12 protein-coding genes and 3 pseudogenes are annotated in these 16,109 nt (G+C 57.7%); 4 read left to right on the top strand and 11 right to left on the bottom strand.

Annotated features, from left to right (window positions below):
• The first annotated feature begins 180 nt into the window (after positions 1-180).
• Positions 181-1,596 carry a mannose-1-phosphate guanylyltransferase/mannose-6-phosphate isomerase gene (locus tag NKI38_RS02490; RefSeq protein ID WP_352611487.1) on the top strand — a complete coding sequence of 472 codons (1,416 nt, stop codon included), beginning with the start codon at positions 181-183 and terminating at the stop codon, positions 1,594-1,596.
• A 199-nt stretch (positions 1,597-1,795) separates the two neighbouring features.
• On the opposite strand, the gene NKI38_RS02485 is transcribed toward NKI38_RS02490, so the two are convergent.
• From NKI38_RS02485 to NKI38_RS02470, 4 genes and pseudogenes are all read right to left on the bottom strand, one after another.
• A complete protein-coding gene (locus NKI38_RS02485; RefSeq protein ID WP_352654508.1) occupies positions 1,796-2,206 on the bottom strand; it encodes a hypothetical protein in 411 nt (136 codons plus the stop codon).
• Positions 2,207-2,243: 37 nt separating this feature from the next.
• Complete coding sequence (locus NKI38_RS02480; protein WP_352654575.1) at positions 2,244-2,519, bottom strand: hypothetical protein; 276 nt, start codon at positions 2,517-2,519, stop codon at positions 2,244-2,246.
• A gap of 45 nt (positions 2,520-2,564) precedes the next feature.
• Positions 2,565-2,612, bottom strand: a pseudogene (locus NKI38_RS02475) (hypothetical protein); the annotation flags it as partial.
• Positions 2,613-2,653: 41 nt separating this feature from the next.
• Positions 2,654-3,351: pseudogene (locus tag NKI38_RS02470) on the bottom strand (E2 ligase fold family C protein).
• Positions 3,352-3,435: 84 nt separating this feature from the next.
• Between NKI38_RS02470 and NKI38_RS02465 the strand changes: the two are divergent.
• Positions 3,436-4,464 (top strand): annotated as a pseudogene (locus NKI38_RS02465) (IS256 family transposase); the annotation flags it as partial.
• A gap of 336 nt (positions 4,465-4,800) precedes the next feature.
• Here the strand turns inward: NKI38_RS02465 and NKI38_RS02460 are convergent.
• From NKI38_RS02460 to NKI38_RS02430, 7 genes are all read right to left on the bottom strand, one after another.
• Positions 4,801-5,310: a hypothetical protein gene (locus NKI38_RS02460; protein WP_352654506.1), complete on the bottom strand. Its 510-nt coding sequence runs from the start codon at positions 5,308-5,310 to the stop codon at positions 4,801-4,803.
• On the bottom strand, positions 5,310-5,903 hold the full coding sequence (locus tag NKI38_RS02455) for an AAA family ATPase (RefSeq protein ID WP_352654504.1): 594 nt from the start codon (positions 5,901-5,903) through the stop codon (positions 5,310-5,312). The genes NKI38_RS02460 and NKI38_RS02455 overlap by 1 nt, the downstream gene beginning before the upstream one ends.
• On the bottom strand, positions 5,900-6,460 hold the full coding sequence (locus NKI38_RS02450; RefSeq protein WP_352654564.1) for a 3'-5' exonuclease: 561 nt from the start codon (positions 6,458-6,460) through the stop codon (positions 5,900-5,902). Before NKI38_RS02450 ends, NKI38_RS02455 begins: the two co-directional genes overlap by 4 nt.
• Before the next feature lie 20 nt (positions 6,461-6,480).
• On the bottom strand, positions 6,481-7,590 hold the full coding sequence (locus NKI38_RS02445; protein ID WP_352654502.1) for a radical SAM protein: 1,110 nt from the start codon (positions 7,588-7,590) through the stop codon (positions 6,481-6,483).
• A gap of 1,753 nt (positions 7,591-9,343) precedes the next feature.
• A complete protein-coding gene (locus NKI38_RS02440) occupies positions 9,344-10,630 on the bottom strand; it encodes a DUF6035 family protein (RefSeq protein ID WP_352654500.1) in 1,287 nt (428 codons plus the stop codon).
• Entirely contained in the window at positions 10,627-12,348 is a 1,722-nt protein-coding gene (locus NKI38_RS02435) for an ATP-binding protein (RefSeq protein ID WP_352654498.1), read from the bottom strand. The genes NKI38_RS02440 and NKI38_RS02435 overlap by 4 nt, the downstream gene beginning before the upstream one ends.
• A gap of 2 nt (positions 12,349-12,350) precedes the next feature.
• Positions 12,351-13,625: an SIR2 family protein gene (locus NKI38_RS02430; protein ID WP_352654496.1), complete on the bottom strand. Its 1,275-nt coding sequence runs from the start codon at positions 13,623-13,625 to the stop codon at positions 12,351-12,353.
• A 365-nt stretch (positions 13,626-13,990) separates the two neighbouring features.
• Here NKI38_RS02430 and NKI38_RS02425 point away from each other — a divergent pair, with 365 nt between their 5' ends.
• On the top strand, positions 13,991-15,037 hold the full coding sequence (locus tag NKI38_RS02425) for a nucleoid-associated protein (protein ID WP_352654494.1): 1,047 nt from the start codon (positions 13,991-13,993) through the stop codon (positions 15,035-15,037).
• Positions 15,034-16,020: a GTP pyrophosphokinase gene (locus NKI38_RS02420; RefSeq protein ID WP_352654492.1), complete on the top strand. Its 987-nt coding sequence runs from the start codon at positions 15,034-15,036 to the stop codon at positions 16,018-16,020. The genes NKI38_RS02425 and NKI38_RS02420 overlap by 4 nt, the downstream gene beginning before the upstream one ends.
• Positions 16,021-16,109: the final 89 nt, after the last annotated feature.

The following is a 16,109-nucleotide window of genomic DNA, read 5'->3' as shown; positions in this document are numbered from 1 at the left end:
TCACCGACGCCAGTGGAGGCGTCGTACATTACCGATAGCGTCATCATCTGACGCCGCCTGCAACGCGCCAGAACTTCGCTGTTACGCGGGGGCCGCAGACAAGCCAGAGCGACGGCGATCGTGACGCTGACGCTCGAAAGAACGCGGGCGATCACTCCAGAGACGAAATTGAGGTTGGTTATGAAAGTGATTCCCGTGATCATCAGCGGCGGAGCCGGATCGCGGCTATGGCCCGCCTCAAGGCAATCGCACCCCAAACCTTTCCTCAAAGTAGCGGATGGATATTCTCTCATTCAGCACACTGTGCTGCGCGCCGCTTCGATAGAAGGTGTCGTGGAACTCGTCGCTGTGACATCCGGGGAACACCTCTTCCTGACCAAGGACGAATTTGACGAGCTGGATTCCGTGGTCCTGCCACGCACCTTTCTGCTCGAGCCCGAAGGCCGGGATACGGCCGCCGCCGTGGCTGCAGCCGCGATCCATGCGAGGGCAACGCAAGGCCCTGACGCGATCCTGTGCGTCTTCCCGGCCGACCACCTGATTAGCAACCTGCCTGCGTTTCTAGACGCCATGGGCCTGGCCATGGAACATGCGAAGCTCGGGCGGATCGCCACATTGGGCATCACCCCAACCAGACCGGACACAGCATTCGGCTACATCGAAGCAGATGGTGAGAACGTCGTCCGTTTCGTTGAAAAACCGGATCTGGATACAGCCAAAGCCTATGTAGCGTCTCAACGCTTCTTCTGGAACGCCGGCATCTTCTGCTTCAGTGCGCAAACCATGCTCGACGAGATGGTTTTGCATTGTCCCGAGGTGCTCCAGGCCGTCGCCGACAGCTACGAGAACGGCCGCGCCAGTCAATGCCAAGGCTTTGCCAAAATCGAACTCGCGCCTGAGCATTTCGGTTCCGCGCCGCGAATCTCGCTCGACCACGCTGTCATGGAGAAGACTAACAAACTTGCCGTGATTCCCTGCGACATGGATTGGAACGACATCGGATCTTGGAACGCAATGGCCGATTTGATCGCCCCCGACGAAAGCGGGAACAGGATACGCGGCGATGTGCACATGGTCGACACGACCGGCTCCTATGTGAGCTCCGACAAGCGCGTCATCGGCACGGTGGGCGTAAGCGATCTGGTGATCGTGGATTCCCCGGACGCTTTGCTTGTCACATCCCGCGACCGCGTTCAGGACGTTAAGAAGCTCTTCGAGGGCCTCAAGGCTTCGGGACATGAAGCTCATCTGGTCCATAGCACGGTACACCGGCCCTGGGGTTCCTATACGGTTCTGGAGGAAGGCGAGCGCTTCAAGATCAAACGCATCGAGGTGAAGCCCGGTCGCCAGTTGAGCCTGCAGATGCACTATCATCGCTCGGAGCACTGGGTCGTGGTCAGCGGCTCCGCCAAGATCGTCAATGGCGAGCAGGAGTTGTTCCTGAGGACAAACGAATCTACTTACATCCCCTGCGGCCATAAGCATCGGCTCGAGAACCCAGGCAGAATTGACCTGGTGATCATTGAAGTGCAGAGCGGCGATTATCTCGCCGAGGATGATATCGTTCGCTTCGACGACGAATATGGTCGAACGTAGATAACAGTACAAAAAGTTAAACGACGAGGCGTCGCTCAAGGATCTCTGTCGTGGGTTCTGGGCCTGACATTGGCAAGCAGCGGGCCGAGGGTGTCATGGTATCCGCCCCGCACTCTCATGAGGCACTCGATCGTGGTCGAAAACATCGGTGAGCGCTTGACAGCGCGCCGTCCACGGTAACGAAGACTTCAGATCTTTCTTAGGCGGACCCGTTGCTCAGCTGTTCAACGGCACAGCCGTATTTCAGCCTGTAGGCGGCAACGAAATCCTCATCGCTGCAGATGCAGCGGCCGCTGGAATCTTTGGCTTTCGGATCATGGAGGTGAGAACCAAGGGCGCGCAGTAGATTCACGCGAGTGCTGGTCGTCGGACTCATTGGAAAACCCCCACTATCCTTGACCAGGTCTGCGGCAAGCATGATCCCGGCAAGCGCTGATTGAAAGGCCATCGGAACCTCGGTTCGAACGAGACGACTTCCATCGCTAAGCTGGAACACCAGGCCGCCGCAGATAACCTGCTGATAAAAGGAACGGAGGGGCTGGCCAACAAACGCGGCGAGCGGCTCAAACGGCACAGCCATTGCCGTAGCCACCCGAGCTACGAAACTCATTAGGGACTCCGGTATTGGTCTGCAGGAGCGTTTTTACCTACTCGTGTGCTTCCGGCATTCCGAGTTCCTCCGCGACCAGTTGGTGTTCGTCCTTGGATTTCCCGGTCGGCATGTACATGCAGCAAAGGCAAGCCTGGCCGTCATCGAAACCATGCCGCGAGATGCCTAGATCTTGCTCCTGAGTCCAGGCGTTCGCGATCCATCGGGGCAGAGCACCTTGGACAGCTAGACGGTCGGCGGCGGTGTCAAGCGCCACACCCACTCGGTCGAATACCCAATCGCCCCGGCGCGCAACATATTCTGCCCACTTCATAGGGTGCGCCTCGACTTCAAGGGCGGTGGACCGAAGGGCGTTGGTCGCGAGGGCCGCCTTAGAGAGACCGACCTCCGCCTGACCTGCCAACACGTAGCGCTGCAGGTTTGAGAGTTCGATAGCTTCGTGATCAACTACATGCAGGCGCCCCGACAGACCGGATTGCCTCGCCAGCGCCCAGAGCGAGCCATCCCTATCGCGCCGAGCCCAACGAGGTGCGTTTCGCCAAGGTCGACAGGGAAATTTAAGGGGCTGGAATCGCCGGCGTTGCTCTTGTTGTAGGTGCATAAAGAGAGGTCGATGTTCTCGTCCAGCTCGGCGCCGGTCAGCTGGGAAGCAAAGATGGTTCGAAAGACGTTGGTCGCGGCGAAGCAGCTTGCGGCGCCAGCTCCATAGGGCAGCAAGCTCGAGCCTGAGCCCACCGGGTCCGTACGCGACAGCTTTGCCGCCCAACCCTGGGATCCCATGAAAAACATTGGGCACCGAAGTGATGGGTGCACCGCGCCTGCAGCTACACAGACCGTCGCATACTTGCCGGAACGCCGGATGCTGATTTTTGGATTGATCGACTTTGCCAAGCGCTCGAGCGCTTGGGCTTGAGAGCTCGCGGCCATATCCAGGGGGAGTATGGCCAGACCGGATACAGTCTGGCAAGCAACCTGACCGTAAGGTCAAGCGTCGCCTGGCCCTCTGCACACGAAGCGGCTTGGCTGTCGAAGGCCACAGCCACAACCTGCTTTTCGAGGGCTGCTTTGAAGTCGCATAGATGAAAGTCGGCCAGCACCTGAGAAGCTGCCGTGGCGGCGCGGTCAATGAAGTTAGCGAGTGCCATCGTTCAACCCGTTATCGTGATCATCCGCCTTAGTGCCGCGGATGGGAACTCATCCCAGTTCGCCTTCGCGTCAAGTCGATAGGCGGCGACCGCTCGGGCTATTACGGCCGCACCCTTGTGACGCGCGTCGGCAAGCTCGAGCTGCGTTCCGCAAGACCGTGCCGGGCGCTTCTCCACCGAGCTGTTCGAGCGCTACCAGCGTTCCGAGCGGGCCTTGGTGGCGACGCCTGGCCGAGATGTTCGTGCAGGGCGTGTCGACCCGCAAGGTGAAGGCGATCACGGAAGAACTGTGCGGCCATGCCTTCTCGGCTTCGTCGATCTCGGCCATCAACAAGCGGCTGGACGAGAGCCTCGCTGCCTTTGCCAGGCGCCCCCTTCAAGAGCCGTTTCCTTACCTCATCCTAGATGCGCGCTACGAGAAGGTGCGTGAAGCCGGTGTTGTCATGAGCCAGGCGGTGCTGATCGCGGTCGGTATCGACTGGGACGGAAGGCGCCAGATCCTGGCCGTGGAGATGGCCAATCGCGAGAGCCGCTCGGCCTGGAGGGACTTCCTCGTCGGCCTCAAGGCGCGCGGCCTCAAGGGCATCGAGTTGGTTGTGTCCGACGATCACGCCGGCCTGGTGGCAGCGATCGGCGAGGTGATCCCCGAAGCCGCCTGGCAACGCTGCTACGTGCACTTCCTCAGGAACGCGCTCGATCATCTGCCCAGGAAGCACGGCGACGACTGCCTGCAGGAATTGCGCTGGCTCTACGACCGGCGCGATCTCGCAGAGGCCAGGGCTGATCTTGCCGCATGGCTTGCCAAATGGTCGGCCCGCTATCCGCGTCTGACAGGCGGGGCCGAGGATGCCATCGAACAAACCCTGACCTTCTTCAGGCTGCCGAGACAACACCACAAGCATCTCAAATCCACCAACATGCTGGAGCGGCTCAACGAGGAAATCCGCCGGCGCACCTATGTCGTGCGCATCTTCCCCAATACCGAAAGCTGCCTGCGCCTGGTCAGGGCCCTTGGCCGTCGAGATCAATGAAAACTGGATGGAGGCCAACCGATACATCAACATGGACGACCTGCGCGAGCACAAAAAGCTCGCTCTGCGCCAAGCCGCATGACCAGCATCATGGCCGCCCCATTTTGCAGAACTTGACGCACACAACCCTAGAGCATGCGGATGGCCGACTGACATGCAAAGATCTCCATGAGTCGCCGGGCGGATTGCACAAGAGGATGATGCCTACTCGCTCAGTTGCTCCTAGACCTGCCGGTCGCGAGCGGCAGTCCGGATGCGCGGCGTGTCGATCCCGAACGCCTCGTCGTGTGCGCGGGCGATGTTGAAAGGCAAACAGCTCAGCTGGATGTCCTAGAACCGCTAATGCCTTGGCGCTACTCCGAGGCTCATGAATCTTAAGGCTGTGAGCTACTCCGCGGCCAGCTCTCGGCGGCGCTTCTCAGCCAGGAGGCTGCCGATAGTGGCGCCCTTGGCCCCACCAACCTTCCTTGCATCCTCTAGCATACGGCGCATACCAGAAAATTTCTCTGGCTGACTGCGGCGATAGAGAACAGGGTATTCCCGAAGCCCAGTCCCAGGTGCTTCCAGATGGTTGCGTGTGTTCTTGCAGCCAGGCTTCAACCTCTTCGGGCGAAGCAACATTTATTGCCTTAGGTTCATATCGCAGTTTGCCGTCTGGTCCGCGGCTTTTGACGACAATGGTCTGCCAGATGCCGGAGTAGCCACCGAAAAGCTCGCTCTGACCTGGCACCTCCCGGACACGCCGGCGGGCAACTTCGTTTACAATCTTGGTCAACGCGATGGTTTCGAGTTCTGACTGTGCGGTTGAAATGATCGCAGCATAATCTTTTCGCAGCGCTTCGATCAAAGTTTTTGTGCTGATATCACCGCCTTTGGCGGCGGACTTGATAATCGTGACTATGGTTGTTCGAACCTTCAACAAGGACATCAACAACCTCCTTTGCTGAAATTGCCAACAGCCTTTTCGACGGCACCAGCCACCACCTCGTCGACATTTTTTGATGTCATGCGAATGGCTTGGGGCCGGACCTGATCGATCACAGCCGTTACATGCTGGCCTGCGGCTAATCGAAAGATCGCGTTTGTGTCGCGCTCTGGACCAAGTGGAATGGCATGGTCCAACTCGGTGATGATTAGCAGATCGTACCGTGTGGCATGGGCAGCGACAATTGTCTGCAATTCTGAAAGTCGTTCCCGACTGATCCTGCGGGATGAAACCTCCAGAGCCGCCGTGAGGTAGCCCAAGGCGTCCGGCACCGGACGATCGACCAGTACGACGTCGCTCGAAAGCAACGCCTCGGCCTCCTGCCGCATCCCTTCGGCGATGATCCACAACGTGCTTTCATATGTGTGATCGCTAAGGATAGGAAGGCCTGCATCGCGTGCCTTGGTAGCGAGATCACCGATCTGGCCTACGCTCAAGCCGCGACCTTCGAGTGTTTCGGCTACTCTGGAGACAAAAGTAGATTTGCCGGTTGAATGTGTCCCAGCGATTCCGATCATGAAGGCAGGCTTTTTCACAACAGCACCCCTTGGCGTTTGTTGAGAATATCGGCCTCCATTAAAGCCGTCATTCTTGAGTTGGCAGGAATGCTTGAGACAAGTTCGATGAACAGAAGCGCGGTGGCCACGGTATCGAAGGCTGCCGAGTGATGGCGTCCTCCGGTAAGTCGCTCCGCTTCTTCCGAAATGTTCAGAGCCTGACTGAGATTCTCGAGCCCATAGGATGTCATCCCTGGACGAGTGGCCTTCGCCAACCGAAGCGTGTCGATTGCCATTGAAGGCTTCCAGTCGGGAATCGATCTGGAAATGGTTTCGAGCTCCACGCGAACGTTGTGGCCAATGATTCTCTGTCCATCCGTCCAAGTCATTATCTCGCCGGCGATATCGTCAATCGAAGGCGCCTCAGCAACGTCGTCTTGCGTAATGCCGTGGATCCGCGTTGCAGCGGGTGCTATTGGTCCATTCGGTTGCACGCGCCATTCCCACCGCCGCGCACCGATTTTGAGCTCGCTGATTGGCGTGATGGCAAGCTCAACGATTTCAGGTGGAGTGGCTCCGCTCCCTTCGACATCCATCACGAAAAAAGTCTCGTGCTCTATTCCCATCCGACTTCCGCTCTGCCGTGTCTGCCATGGTGATGCGGCTGCGCTCGATCATGGACCTGATAATTCAGTGCATGCTGCATAAAGTACCGCTGCTGCTCCTGGCTACCGAGAACTTCGATGTTCCGTTCGCTGATGCGAATATCGGAAGTGTCCAAACCGACAGAGGCCGCAAGGGCTGTGACAGTTTCGGGATCTGGCCTCGCGTGATGCCGTGCGCATATCGCCAATTGTCGGGCCGGACAAATATCGCAAACTTCGCGAATCCCGAAATGGCCATTATAGTCCGCGATACCATGGGCGAACGCGACTGCACACGAGGTCTTTCGGAACAAGGGCCGCATCCCGAACGCGGCGATTATTTTCAGCTCCAGTTCTCGCGGTAAGATCTTGCGGCGTGCAATGGTGTCATACATTTCGGGCACGCCTGCGGCCTCAAAGTGGGCCTTTATCTGTGCCCTATAGAAAAGGCCGGTGAAGGCGGTGGCATCTGCCATTTCGGCTAGCTCATTTGCGCGGCGCAGATGCCGATCGGTATCGTTGAGTCCCGCTATCAACGGTCTCCAATAGAGGACCGACTTAGTCCGTCTTTTATGGCTGGCAAGAGTGGACAATGATTGCTCTGCGATTGCGCTGTCAACGGGTTCTATGCGCTGGTCATCAATACCGGACCAAGTGATCAGCACAGTAACGCGCAGATTGGATAGACGTTCAAGTCGAGCGACATCGTCCGATCCGATATGCCAACGCGTGATTACTAGCATTGGGTTCGACAGCCCCTTGGCATCCAACACCTCGAGGCAGGCGAAGAGGTGGTCTTTGACGCCGGGCAGAAAGGGGTCGGTCGCTCTGTTGAATATCTGAAGCGGCGTGGTGTTGGCCCGAAAGGCCCAGTGGGTCACCAAGGTTTCGACGGCATTGTCGTCCGACATAACCAAGTGGGGTTTTTTCATGTCATAATTGTCGAATAGATGGCGCACGCAATAGCCGCAGTCGAGAGGGCATCCTACAACGTGATTCAGGCTCAAACCTGATTTTCTGTAGTCGACGACATCCCTCAAGACTGCCGGCAAATTTTTGCCGGCCATACGAAGTTCAACCAATCACCCCTCCCCCGAAATGTCGACGAATCCGCCGAATAGAGAGAGCGTAGCTTGGTCTGTCATCGGAAAGCAACATTCCGCTCGCACTAAGAGCAGAAATGTCTAGCATGGAGTGAGTACTTACGGCCTTTTCGGTCCTTTCCCTACCGTCCGTGAGTTAAGGTGCCCGCTGCGAGGAGAACTGGCGAAGACGTGCAGGCCGATGTCCAGGTTGGGGGGCCATGGGAAAGCCAGCACCTGAGATCAGATCAACGCTGGCCCTGCCTGCCTAAGAGAGGTGGTTGGGCGCTACCGGAGAATCCCAGTCATCGAGCACCCGCACGAGCTGCCTCGATTGATAAAGGGCGAAGCATGTCAGTGCGGACCACTGCAGCGGCTACCGCCGCGGAGCCGAACGGTTGCCTATGGGAAGATTGTCGCGTTAACCGAATCCTGATCGGTTACCGATAAGGCCAAACTTCCATCTGTGAACTTTTTTGCAGGGCGCCGCATGGTGCGCGCTCTATGCCACGACAGTCTTGCTGCGCCATGTCATGGCACAGCAAGACCTGTGAATAGTAGGATAGTTTGTAGTCTCGGCGTTTACTTTGTCACATCAGCTTGCCACCAAGGAGATGCGTGAATGTCAAGGGGCGATGCCAAGCAGCGCGGGCAGTGAAAAAGGTTCGCGGCAACCTCAACCCCGGTAGACGACTGGTCGCAATGCAAGCAAAACCAGATGTCGCTTACCTCATGACCTAGGGGGTGCTCGGCACGTCCGGCGCCGTCTGGTACGGTTGATCGACGCGGCCAGTCTGAGGCGATTCGCGCGTGAACCAGCCTGCGCCAACCCGAAGCTATTTCGAGCGCGGCCTTTCGGAAGTTTGTGTCGTCAATCGGGTTCGCTTTGAGCCTCCGATCTGTTACTCGAAAACGAGCAGGAGCTAAGGGAGCCTCGGGTAAGGTCACCTCCCAACCTCGTCCCCACATGCGGACATCGTCCGACTGCGTGCTCACCCGATAGCTGTGCCCTTGCAGTTCGCCCTCGAACTTATCAGGGCCAAGCACGCTCCAAGGATCAGTATCTATGGAAATCAGCGGATTTTCGGCAAGCACCAGCGCTCGAGCGATAGCCAGATCCGCCTCAGACGGACGCCATCCCTTCCTTTCTGCATTTGTCAGGGCGTTCCAATGTGGGCAGCCCAATGCGTCCGCAATCAGTTCCAACGCGCCTATGTGTTTTATTCGCCTAGCGCGGGCAATGTTTCGCGCAGCGGTCTTCAGTTGTTTCAGTTGATCGCAATTGCTCATGATCCATTCCTATCGTGGTAACGGATCCAACATGTGCCCACTGCTGACAGACCCGTCCCGGGAGGGAATGGTTGGTTTGATCTCAGCGACAGCGCACTGCGAGGCTTTGCATGGTGGGCACACTGGCCTGTGCGGGAGGCCGTCACCAAATTGCCTTCAGCCACAAAAAACGTCAAGTCATTTACCGAAGCTTGGAACGGTTGCCGCCGAATGAGCCAGGGCTGCCTTGCGTTACATACTCGGCATGGCGTCAATTGTTAAAGGGCCCGAAAGCAGGCGTTCGGGGCAACGCCAGTCGAACTGTGACAGACAAGGGTCGTCACCGAATCTTAGACGAATGAGATGGCCGTTCGATCGGCATCATCGAGACTTCGAACTCTCTGACACTCCCATGATCAGCGTCTCGTCGCTGAACCACTGCGCCAGGAGATCGCGGCCCTCCCGTCACCATCGGCGCAGCTTGCTATTTCTTCGGGGCAATGGCGCTTTTCGGGAAAAGCTCCGGAAATAGCATCAAGGCGATACGGCCAGTGACCGTCTCTGGTCCATCCTGAAGCTCCTGCTCGGCTTTGGCAAACTTCTCCCTCACACTCGTTCGCTCCAGCAATTCTCCCTCGCCCGTGGAGACGACCACTTTTCGCATAACTCTGGCAAAGCCGTGCCGGCGCGAGCCCGCCAGAAATGTGTTGATCACCTCCACCAGATTGCGCTGTCTCGAACCGATGGGCAGTTTGAGGACGAAGGAGAGCACGCAATTGAGGAGGGATTCGAAATCTGCCTCGCTCAATGCGGTGCCATTGACGCCCTCGAGATTTAATTTTCCGGCCAGCTCATCGAGCAAGTGGATACGATCCGGATAACGCGTGCCGTTCTCTGATGTGGCAGCCAGCCATCGTGACCGGAAATCTTCGTGCCAGGGCGGACGCGGCGCAACGGCGAACGGCAGTCCCGTTGCGGGCCAGGTTAATTCCGTAAGTCGAATGACCTTCGACTCCCACCCGGCTCCGCCTTCCCAAAAGGCACGCACGCGTGCCCCTCCGTCCGCCATTGAGGCGGCTAGAACTTCCTCGTCGAACGAAAAGAGGTTCTTGTTGTGGGAGTAGAATATATCCTCGAAGGCCGTGAGCATCCGGGATCGTTCCACCGGCAGGAAGTTCCATGTCAGCCAAATCAGGTGCCGGCCTTCGCGCTCGTAAAAGTTCTCCCGCGCGTCGATAATCGGCATCTGCGTCGTCGCCAGTTGCACTTCGACAGCGATAGGCTTACCGGCGTATATGGCGCGAACGTCGGGGCGACGGCGCCCGTCTCCCGTGACGAGATATTCGTCGATCACCACCGAACCCACTTCCGTAAGCGGATCGGCCTTCATCAGCTCTGCGATCGTGTTCTTGATCTTCAGGTGAAGCGGGCTTTCCTGCGCACCTTGGAACTGGCTCGCATTCACCTCGTCAAGGGATGAAGGATCGCCCGTCCACCAAGGACAATCTCTCGGCGCTCCTTTCCTATGACGCCAATAGGGCAGGCGTGTTCGCGGCTCCCGCGGAGCATAGACCGCATAGCCGCAATTCTCGCAAACGAAGACATTTGTCTTCTCGTTGCGCGCGCGCGTCGCGGTCCTGCGTATCTCATGATAGCGGTCGGGGTCGGCGGCCATCAGCTCATCGGAGGAGATTGTCTGCATGGTGCGAAGATCGACGACCCGCTTTAACGTCCGCTGATAGCGCGCCACAAGCTTCCCGTGACCGTTCATACCAAAAGCTCATCCTCGCTCGCGGGGTCGGCAGGTTTCGCTTTGCGCTCTTTCCAGAACTTGTTGTAGTCGGGTCCCCTCGAATCTGGTGGAATGCGGGGCTCGTGAATCTGGATCGGCATAGGGGCAGGCAGGTCAGGTCCTACAATGATGGCCTCGCCAGGAGCGAGCGTCGGGATAAACATGGCGGCGTTCTTGTCTAGATCGCCGCAGGACCGTTCGACAGCCTGCCGATCCTCATCGTTGGTCAGGCGATGCACGATCAGCGTTCCGAGCTGACTTAAGACATCGTGCGGAATGTCCCTCGGGCGCTGTGTCGCCATGATCGATGTCAGCCCGTATTTACGGCCTTCCTTGGCGATAATGCCAAAAGATTCCAGCCGCACGCTTGCGTACTCATCTCCTACGGTCCGCCCGAGGAACTGATGCGCTTCATCGAGCGCCACGATGACGGGCCGCGTTCGGAACGATCCCTTTCTCGCTTCGCCGAGAAGATACCGGCCGATGACGTTGAGAAGGATTTCTCGAGTGTTGTGCTCGAAATGTACGGAGCGGAAGGAGATGCGGATAATGTCATCCGCATCGTTCTCAAAAAAGTCGGTAAGAACTTTCACCAGCGATTGGCCTGCCGTGCCGAAGAGGCAGGATAACTGATGCGTGGTGATCAGCGTTCTGATGCGGGCCACAAGCGTCTCGCAATGCGCAACCGAACTGTCCGGACCACCCCAGTTGTCGGTATTGTTCCCCGTTGACCAGACGCATTCCGCCGTAACCTGTTCGGCGAGACTTGTTATCCGGAAGTCGCAGAACGGCGAATTTATCGCGTCCCGGTGCGCGTCGAGCGCATTGAAAAATGGAGCGCGGGGTCGATTGGTCTTTTCAACCGTCCCCCGCGTGCTGAAAACTACGCCTTCCGGCGCGATTCCCCCGCACACCCGCAAAAGCTTCAGGCTTCGCATAGCCTCCCTGAGTTTGGGGCCTTGCGATTGTCCAGACGGACGGAAGAGGGCAAACAAATCCTCTTCCGTCGTCTGCGTGTAGGGAAAATGAACCGGCTGGGTGCCTTCTTCATCGTTGAAAGCATAGTGCTTCGTGACGGACGGCAAGCTTGCGAATTCTCCCGTCGGATCAAAGAGAATGCACTTTCCGCCGGCTGCCTTGATCTGATCGAGGATGGCGGCAATTGTCCAGCTCTTGCCGCCGCCCGTGGCCCCGAAGACACCGCAATGCCGTCCGAACAGTTTTTCGGGCGGCAATTTCAGATGGATGCCGCCGCCGGCGCTTAGCAAGCCAAGATCGATCGACAACTGATCGCTTCCCGAAAGCGAGTTAGCGGCGAGGTCACCGAACAATTTTGGTTGCGCGAGATAAACGGCATCGCCAATGCGAGGATGCGCTCGTAAGCCGCGAACAAGCTTCTGGTTTTTCTGATCGACAGATGCGAGCAGTTGAATTCGACCGACGGGATGAGGTTCCGGCGGGCTTCCCATCGCGGGTTCCACGCTCAGCCGCTCATTGTCCGGGAGCTTGACTTCGATGATGCGCCCCAGAAGCTTGATGCTCTCGCAGTCGATGAAAACGAAGTCACCGACAGCGCCTCGCGCGAGCGCGCGTCGTTCCGGGCGGGCCGTCGCCTGCGGAAGATTGGCCTGTGCAATCGAGGCACCCACAACGGTAATGGTTCCGACATAGCGATCGGGATCGACAAGGCTTTGCATGATCACGACCCGGCCGGGTTATTCAGGATCTTGAGGCGCTCCATATGCCGCTCTCGCTCGGTCTGAGCAACGAGATCGGGGAGGGCTTGCGCGAGATCATCAAAGCGGCCGTTCAGAAGTGAGAGCCTTTGATCACCTATGTCGACGAGGCGCTTGAAAGTTCCAAAAGACGCGCTCGCACCGGGACGTGCGAGTGTATCGGCCGGTAGGATATGCGCTTTGGTCTCGAGCTCGCCGTCGGCGATGTATGCAAGGTCGCAGACGATGACGCGCAGGCTCATATTTGCCTCCACAGCGGCAAGTATGGGCTTGGTTATATGATCGTCATTGAACCCGAAACCGGAGATGATGACGGCCGTATCGGGCTCTCGCAAAGCGCTTTGCAGGGCTCCCATCATATCAAGAAAAGGCGTTTCGAACGCCTCCTGGTATTTGCTGTCGCGTGGGTAGATCAACGCCGCCGGGCCGTCGTCATCGCTTCTGGAGCGGACAAGCTCCGCACCTTTGCGCCGCCAATCTATGGAGCCGTGCAATTTGTGAAGGTGGAAAACATTTTCGATGTAATCCGGGCTATCCCTGCCGGCATCTCGCCTGACGATGTCGTGGACGAAATGACCACGATCATAGACCTGTGGCAAAGAGTGGGAGAAGCCGTCGATCATCGTAAAACGGAGCGCGCGAGCGGCGTACTCGAAGGCTAGATCATAGTTGGTCGTGAATATGCGGGTGCGCGGCTTGCGCACGCCCCGCCGGGCGATTTTTCGGATGATCGCTTGATGGGCGCTCAGGTCGGTGGCCTCGTCAACGAAATCGACGCTCAGGGCGATCGTCTTTTCTGCAAGCCCGATAAATTCGGCAACGTCTTTCGCTTTTTCCACGCCGAAGAGTTCGAGATAAATTTTGCAGTGGGATAGAAATTTCTCAATATTCTTCGCTGCAACCACCGCCTTGGCATTCGGCATAAGAGCGGCGATCTTGTTGACCGTCTCCTGCGTTGCCGCTGTGACGACCCCGTCCCACAGATTGAGCATGCTTGGGGCTTGCTTTGCGCCCTGGGCTGCATTCCTCGCGCAAAAAGACGATCCGGCACCGGTGAGCAGAACAAGGTTCGATGCGTTCAGGGCAGAGGTAAGCAGATCCTCGATAGCGCGGCTGCTGCCGCGATCTACAACTTCCCCCTTGTCGCTCTTCACGTCGTCATGCGAGCGCCAGCCTTCGCCGCGCGCGTAAAGACGGATGTTGCTGGCGGCTGCCAGCTTTGTTTTCCAGTAGCTCATAGTTCCTCCCACAGACAAACCATACAAGCATCGCCGTCGTAGGAGAACCAATTTCCCCGCGTTGTTTTCTTCGGAACAATCTCGCCCTGGCTTCTGCGAAAGCAGCCGGCATACGTTGCCGCATCGACGATACATTAGCGTTTACTTAATCAAGAAGACTCGCTTTTCCTGTCCCATTTTATGATCCCTTGAAACGAATGGCGGCCGTGTAGCGGCCGCCCTTCGTACCCCTCCTACGTCGGCGACCCTTGTGTTCATGCTTTGATCTGATATCCTTCCTTAACCCGCTCAGAATAATATTCTTCAATATCTTCGAAGGGGATCGAGTTTTGCTTGTAGAGAATCTTTCTATCGGCCGAGTCGTTATGCATGAGGTATTCCAGAGGAAAGACGGGCCCAATGTAGTGCCGCCATCCTACGGCAAGGATCTCGAAGTACTGGATGCCAAGGCTCTCAGCCATTTTGGGATGCGTATCACTGACGCGCTCTCCGCACAGTCCAAGAGCATAGAGATGCAGATAGTGAAGACCGATGACGCGAGCGTGGTTGGGACTGCTCGACGTCTTGTTCTCGCAACCGACACCGACTTCCCCAGCATCTCCAATCACATGGCCGATGCCCTCGCTGACGCACAGAAATCACGAGGGATTCCCGGTGGAATGCTTCTAGTCTTCGATGGGAAAGTCGGTGGCGACGGAAAGCCCTTCTTAGGGGTGATTAAAGCGGAGATGCAGTCCGGCTTTCAACGCCGACTGGCTGCGGCAAAAATTGTGACCGAATTCCTCGAGAACATCTTCCTGACGCCAGCCACGAGACTTTACAAGCTTGCTCTGTTCATCTCTGAAGATGCCGCTGTCGCGGCGAGCACAAATTGGCGATGCTTCGTATTTGACAGCAATATCACCGCCGCCCGCCGAGAGAACGCGGCCGTATATTTCTACGACGGCTTTCTTGGCTGCGCCTTTCCTGAGAGCGGGAAATACGAAACCGCGAAGTTCTTCGACCTCACGAAGGAATTCGTTCGCACCTTGGTAAATGACCGAGATCTCCGAAGGGACCTGGGCGACGCGCTGTTCGCCTTCGTCAAGGTAGATCAGGCACCCACGTTCACCTCGCAACAGTTCGGCGACACGTATCTGCCACCCGAATTGCGCGACCCGTTTAACAAGTTCCTCGAAGCCAAGAAATTCCCGACCAATAGAGCCGTGGTTCGGGACATCAGCGAGATGGGTGGAAGGTTGCGGCGCCGGAAGTACAAGTTCGGTCCAGACATCGAGTTCTCTGCGTCCCCGGACGCGATACGGAATGGCACCGTGACATTCGAGGATGTGCCGGCAGGCGATGTTTCCGAAGGCGAGGCTGCAAGCTGGACCAGGATCACGGTCCGCAGGCCAGTCACCGAACAGCTATGACGACCGAGTTCGAGATCCTGCGGCGCTGGGAGGCGGAGCAGCAATACTACGATGCCTGGGGCAGGTTCATCATCCACGCGGTCATCGATGGGCTCTCGACCCAGGTGAAAGCGCCGGACCTGTTCTTGCGCCTTCCGGTTAAGCATAGGCTGAAGGAGAGCAAGTCGCTTATCCAGAAGGCTCTCTATCGCGGCAAGGGCTATGCAAGTCCGTATGACGACATCGAGGACAAGGTGGGCATCCGCTTCGTCGTGCTCACTTCCGACGAAATACCCATCGTCGAGAAGGCGATCACCGAATCCGGCGACGGATACTGGTTCTGGGAAAAGGCCCGGGACTTCGCTGAGGAGCGAGCTCGCAAGCCTTGGGAGTTCGGGTACCAGTCGGTCCACTACGTGGTTCGGGCAAAAGCGGGGGTCGTCTTCGAGGGCGTCCCTATGCCGCTGGACATTCCGTGCGAGATCCAGGTCCGCACGCTGCTGCAGCATGCCTTCAGCGAAGTCACCCACGACACAATCTACAAACCAAGCGTCAAATCGACCCCTGAGATGATGCGGGCTGCGGCAAAGGCGATGGCGTTAATCGAAGCGACTGACGACTACTTCCGCCAAGTCGGCAACCTCATCGACGCATCGGTCAAGAGCGTCAAGGCACTGATCGACGCCTTGTCCGTGTACTACGGAGACAAGGTGGGCATGGACGCGACTGTCACCACTCTCGACGGTGAGTTGATCGAAGCGTACCTCCCACTGGCCGGCGAGAGCTCAATTGAAGACATCCTCCTATGGCTGAACACCAAGGATTTCATCATGGAGCGCATCAAGGGCCGGCGACAGGACCAGACCCTGTTCGCCTTGCCCTCGATCTTGTTGCTCTATTTCGTGGTGGGCAATTTTCCGAGCATCGCCACCTCGCCGGGTTTATTTACCGATGAGGAACTCGGGCCGATATACTCCGACCTTGGGTTGGCCCTTCCGCTGTAGGCCAGAAGGCAGTCCAAGGCGTCGAAGCTCAAGTCCAAACGAGGTTGCCTTGCGAAAAAACGTCGCTCAGCCCGGGAATCTGCGCTGGG

It is taken from the genome of Mesorhizobium sp. M0621, from assembly GCF_040320745.1.
Taxonomy (GTDB): Bacteria; Pseudomonadota; Alphaproteobacteria; order Rhizobiales; family Rhizobiaceae; genus Mesorhizobium.
Note: the sequence above shows the minus strand (reverse complement) of the source record. Positions and strands in the feature narration are given on the sequence as shown.

Coding starts and splice junctions, on each gene's coding strand:
- NKI38_RS02490 (WP_352611487.1), top strand. CDS start 181: ATGAAAGTGATTCCCGTGATCATCAGCGGCGGAGCCGGATCGCGGCTA.
- NKI38_RS02485 (WP_352654508.1), bottom strand. CDS start 2,206: ATGAGTTTCGTAGCTCGGGTGGCTACGGCAATGGCTGTGCCGTTTGAG.
- NKI38_RS02480 (WP_352654575.1), bottom strand. CDS start 2,519: ATGAAGTGGGCAGAATATGTTGCGCGCCGGGGCGATTGGGTATTCGAC.
- NKI38_RS02460 (WP_352654506.1), bottom strand. CDS start 5,310: ATGTCCTTGTTGAAGGTTCGAACAACCATAGTCACGATTATCAAGTCC.
- NKI38_RS02450 (WP_352654564.1), bottom strand. CDS start 6,460: ATGGATGTCGAAGGGAGCGGAGCCACTCCACCTGAAATCGTTGAGCTT.
- NKI38_RS02440 (WP_352654500.1), bottom strand. CDS start 10,630: ATGAACGGTCACGGGAAGCTTGTGGCGCGCTATCAGCGGACGTTAAAG.
- NKI38_RS02435 (WP_352654498.1), bottom strand. CDS start 12,348: ATGCAAAGCCTTGTCGATCCCGATCGCTATGTCGGAACCATTACCGTT.
- NKI38_RS02430 (WP_352654496.1), bottom strand. CDS start 13,625: ATGAGCTACTGGAAAACAAAGCTGGCAGCCGCCAGCAACATCCGTCTT.
- NKI38_RS02425 (WP_352654494.1), top strand. CDS start 13,991: ATGCATGAGGTATTCCAGAGGAAAGACGGGCCCAATGTAGTGCCGCCA.
- NKI38_RS02420 (WP_352654492.1), top strand. CDS start 15,034: ATGACGACCGAGTTCGAGATCCTGCGGCGCTGGGAGGCGGAGCAGCAA.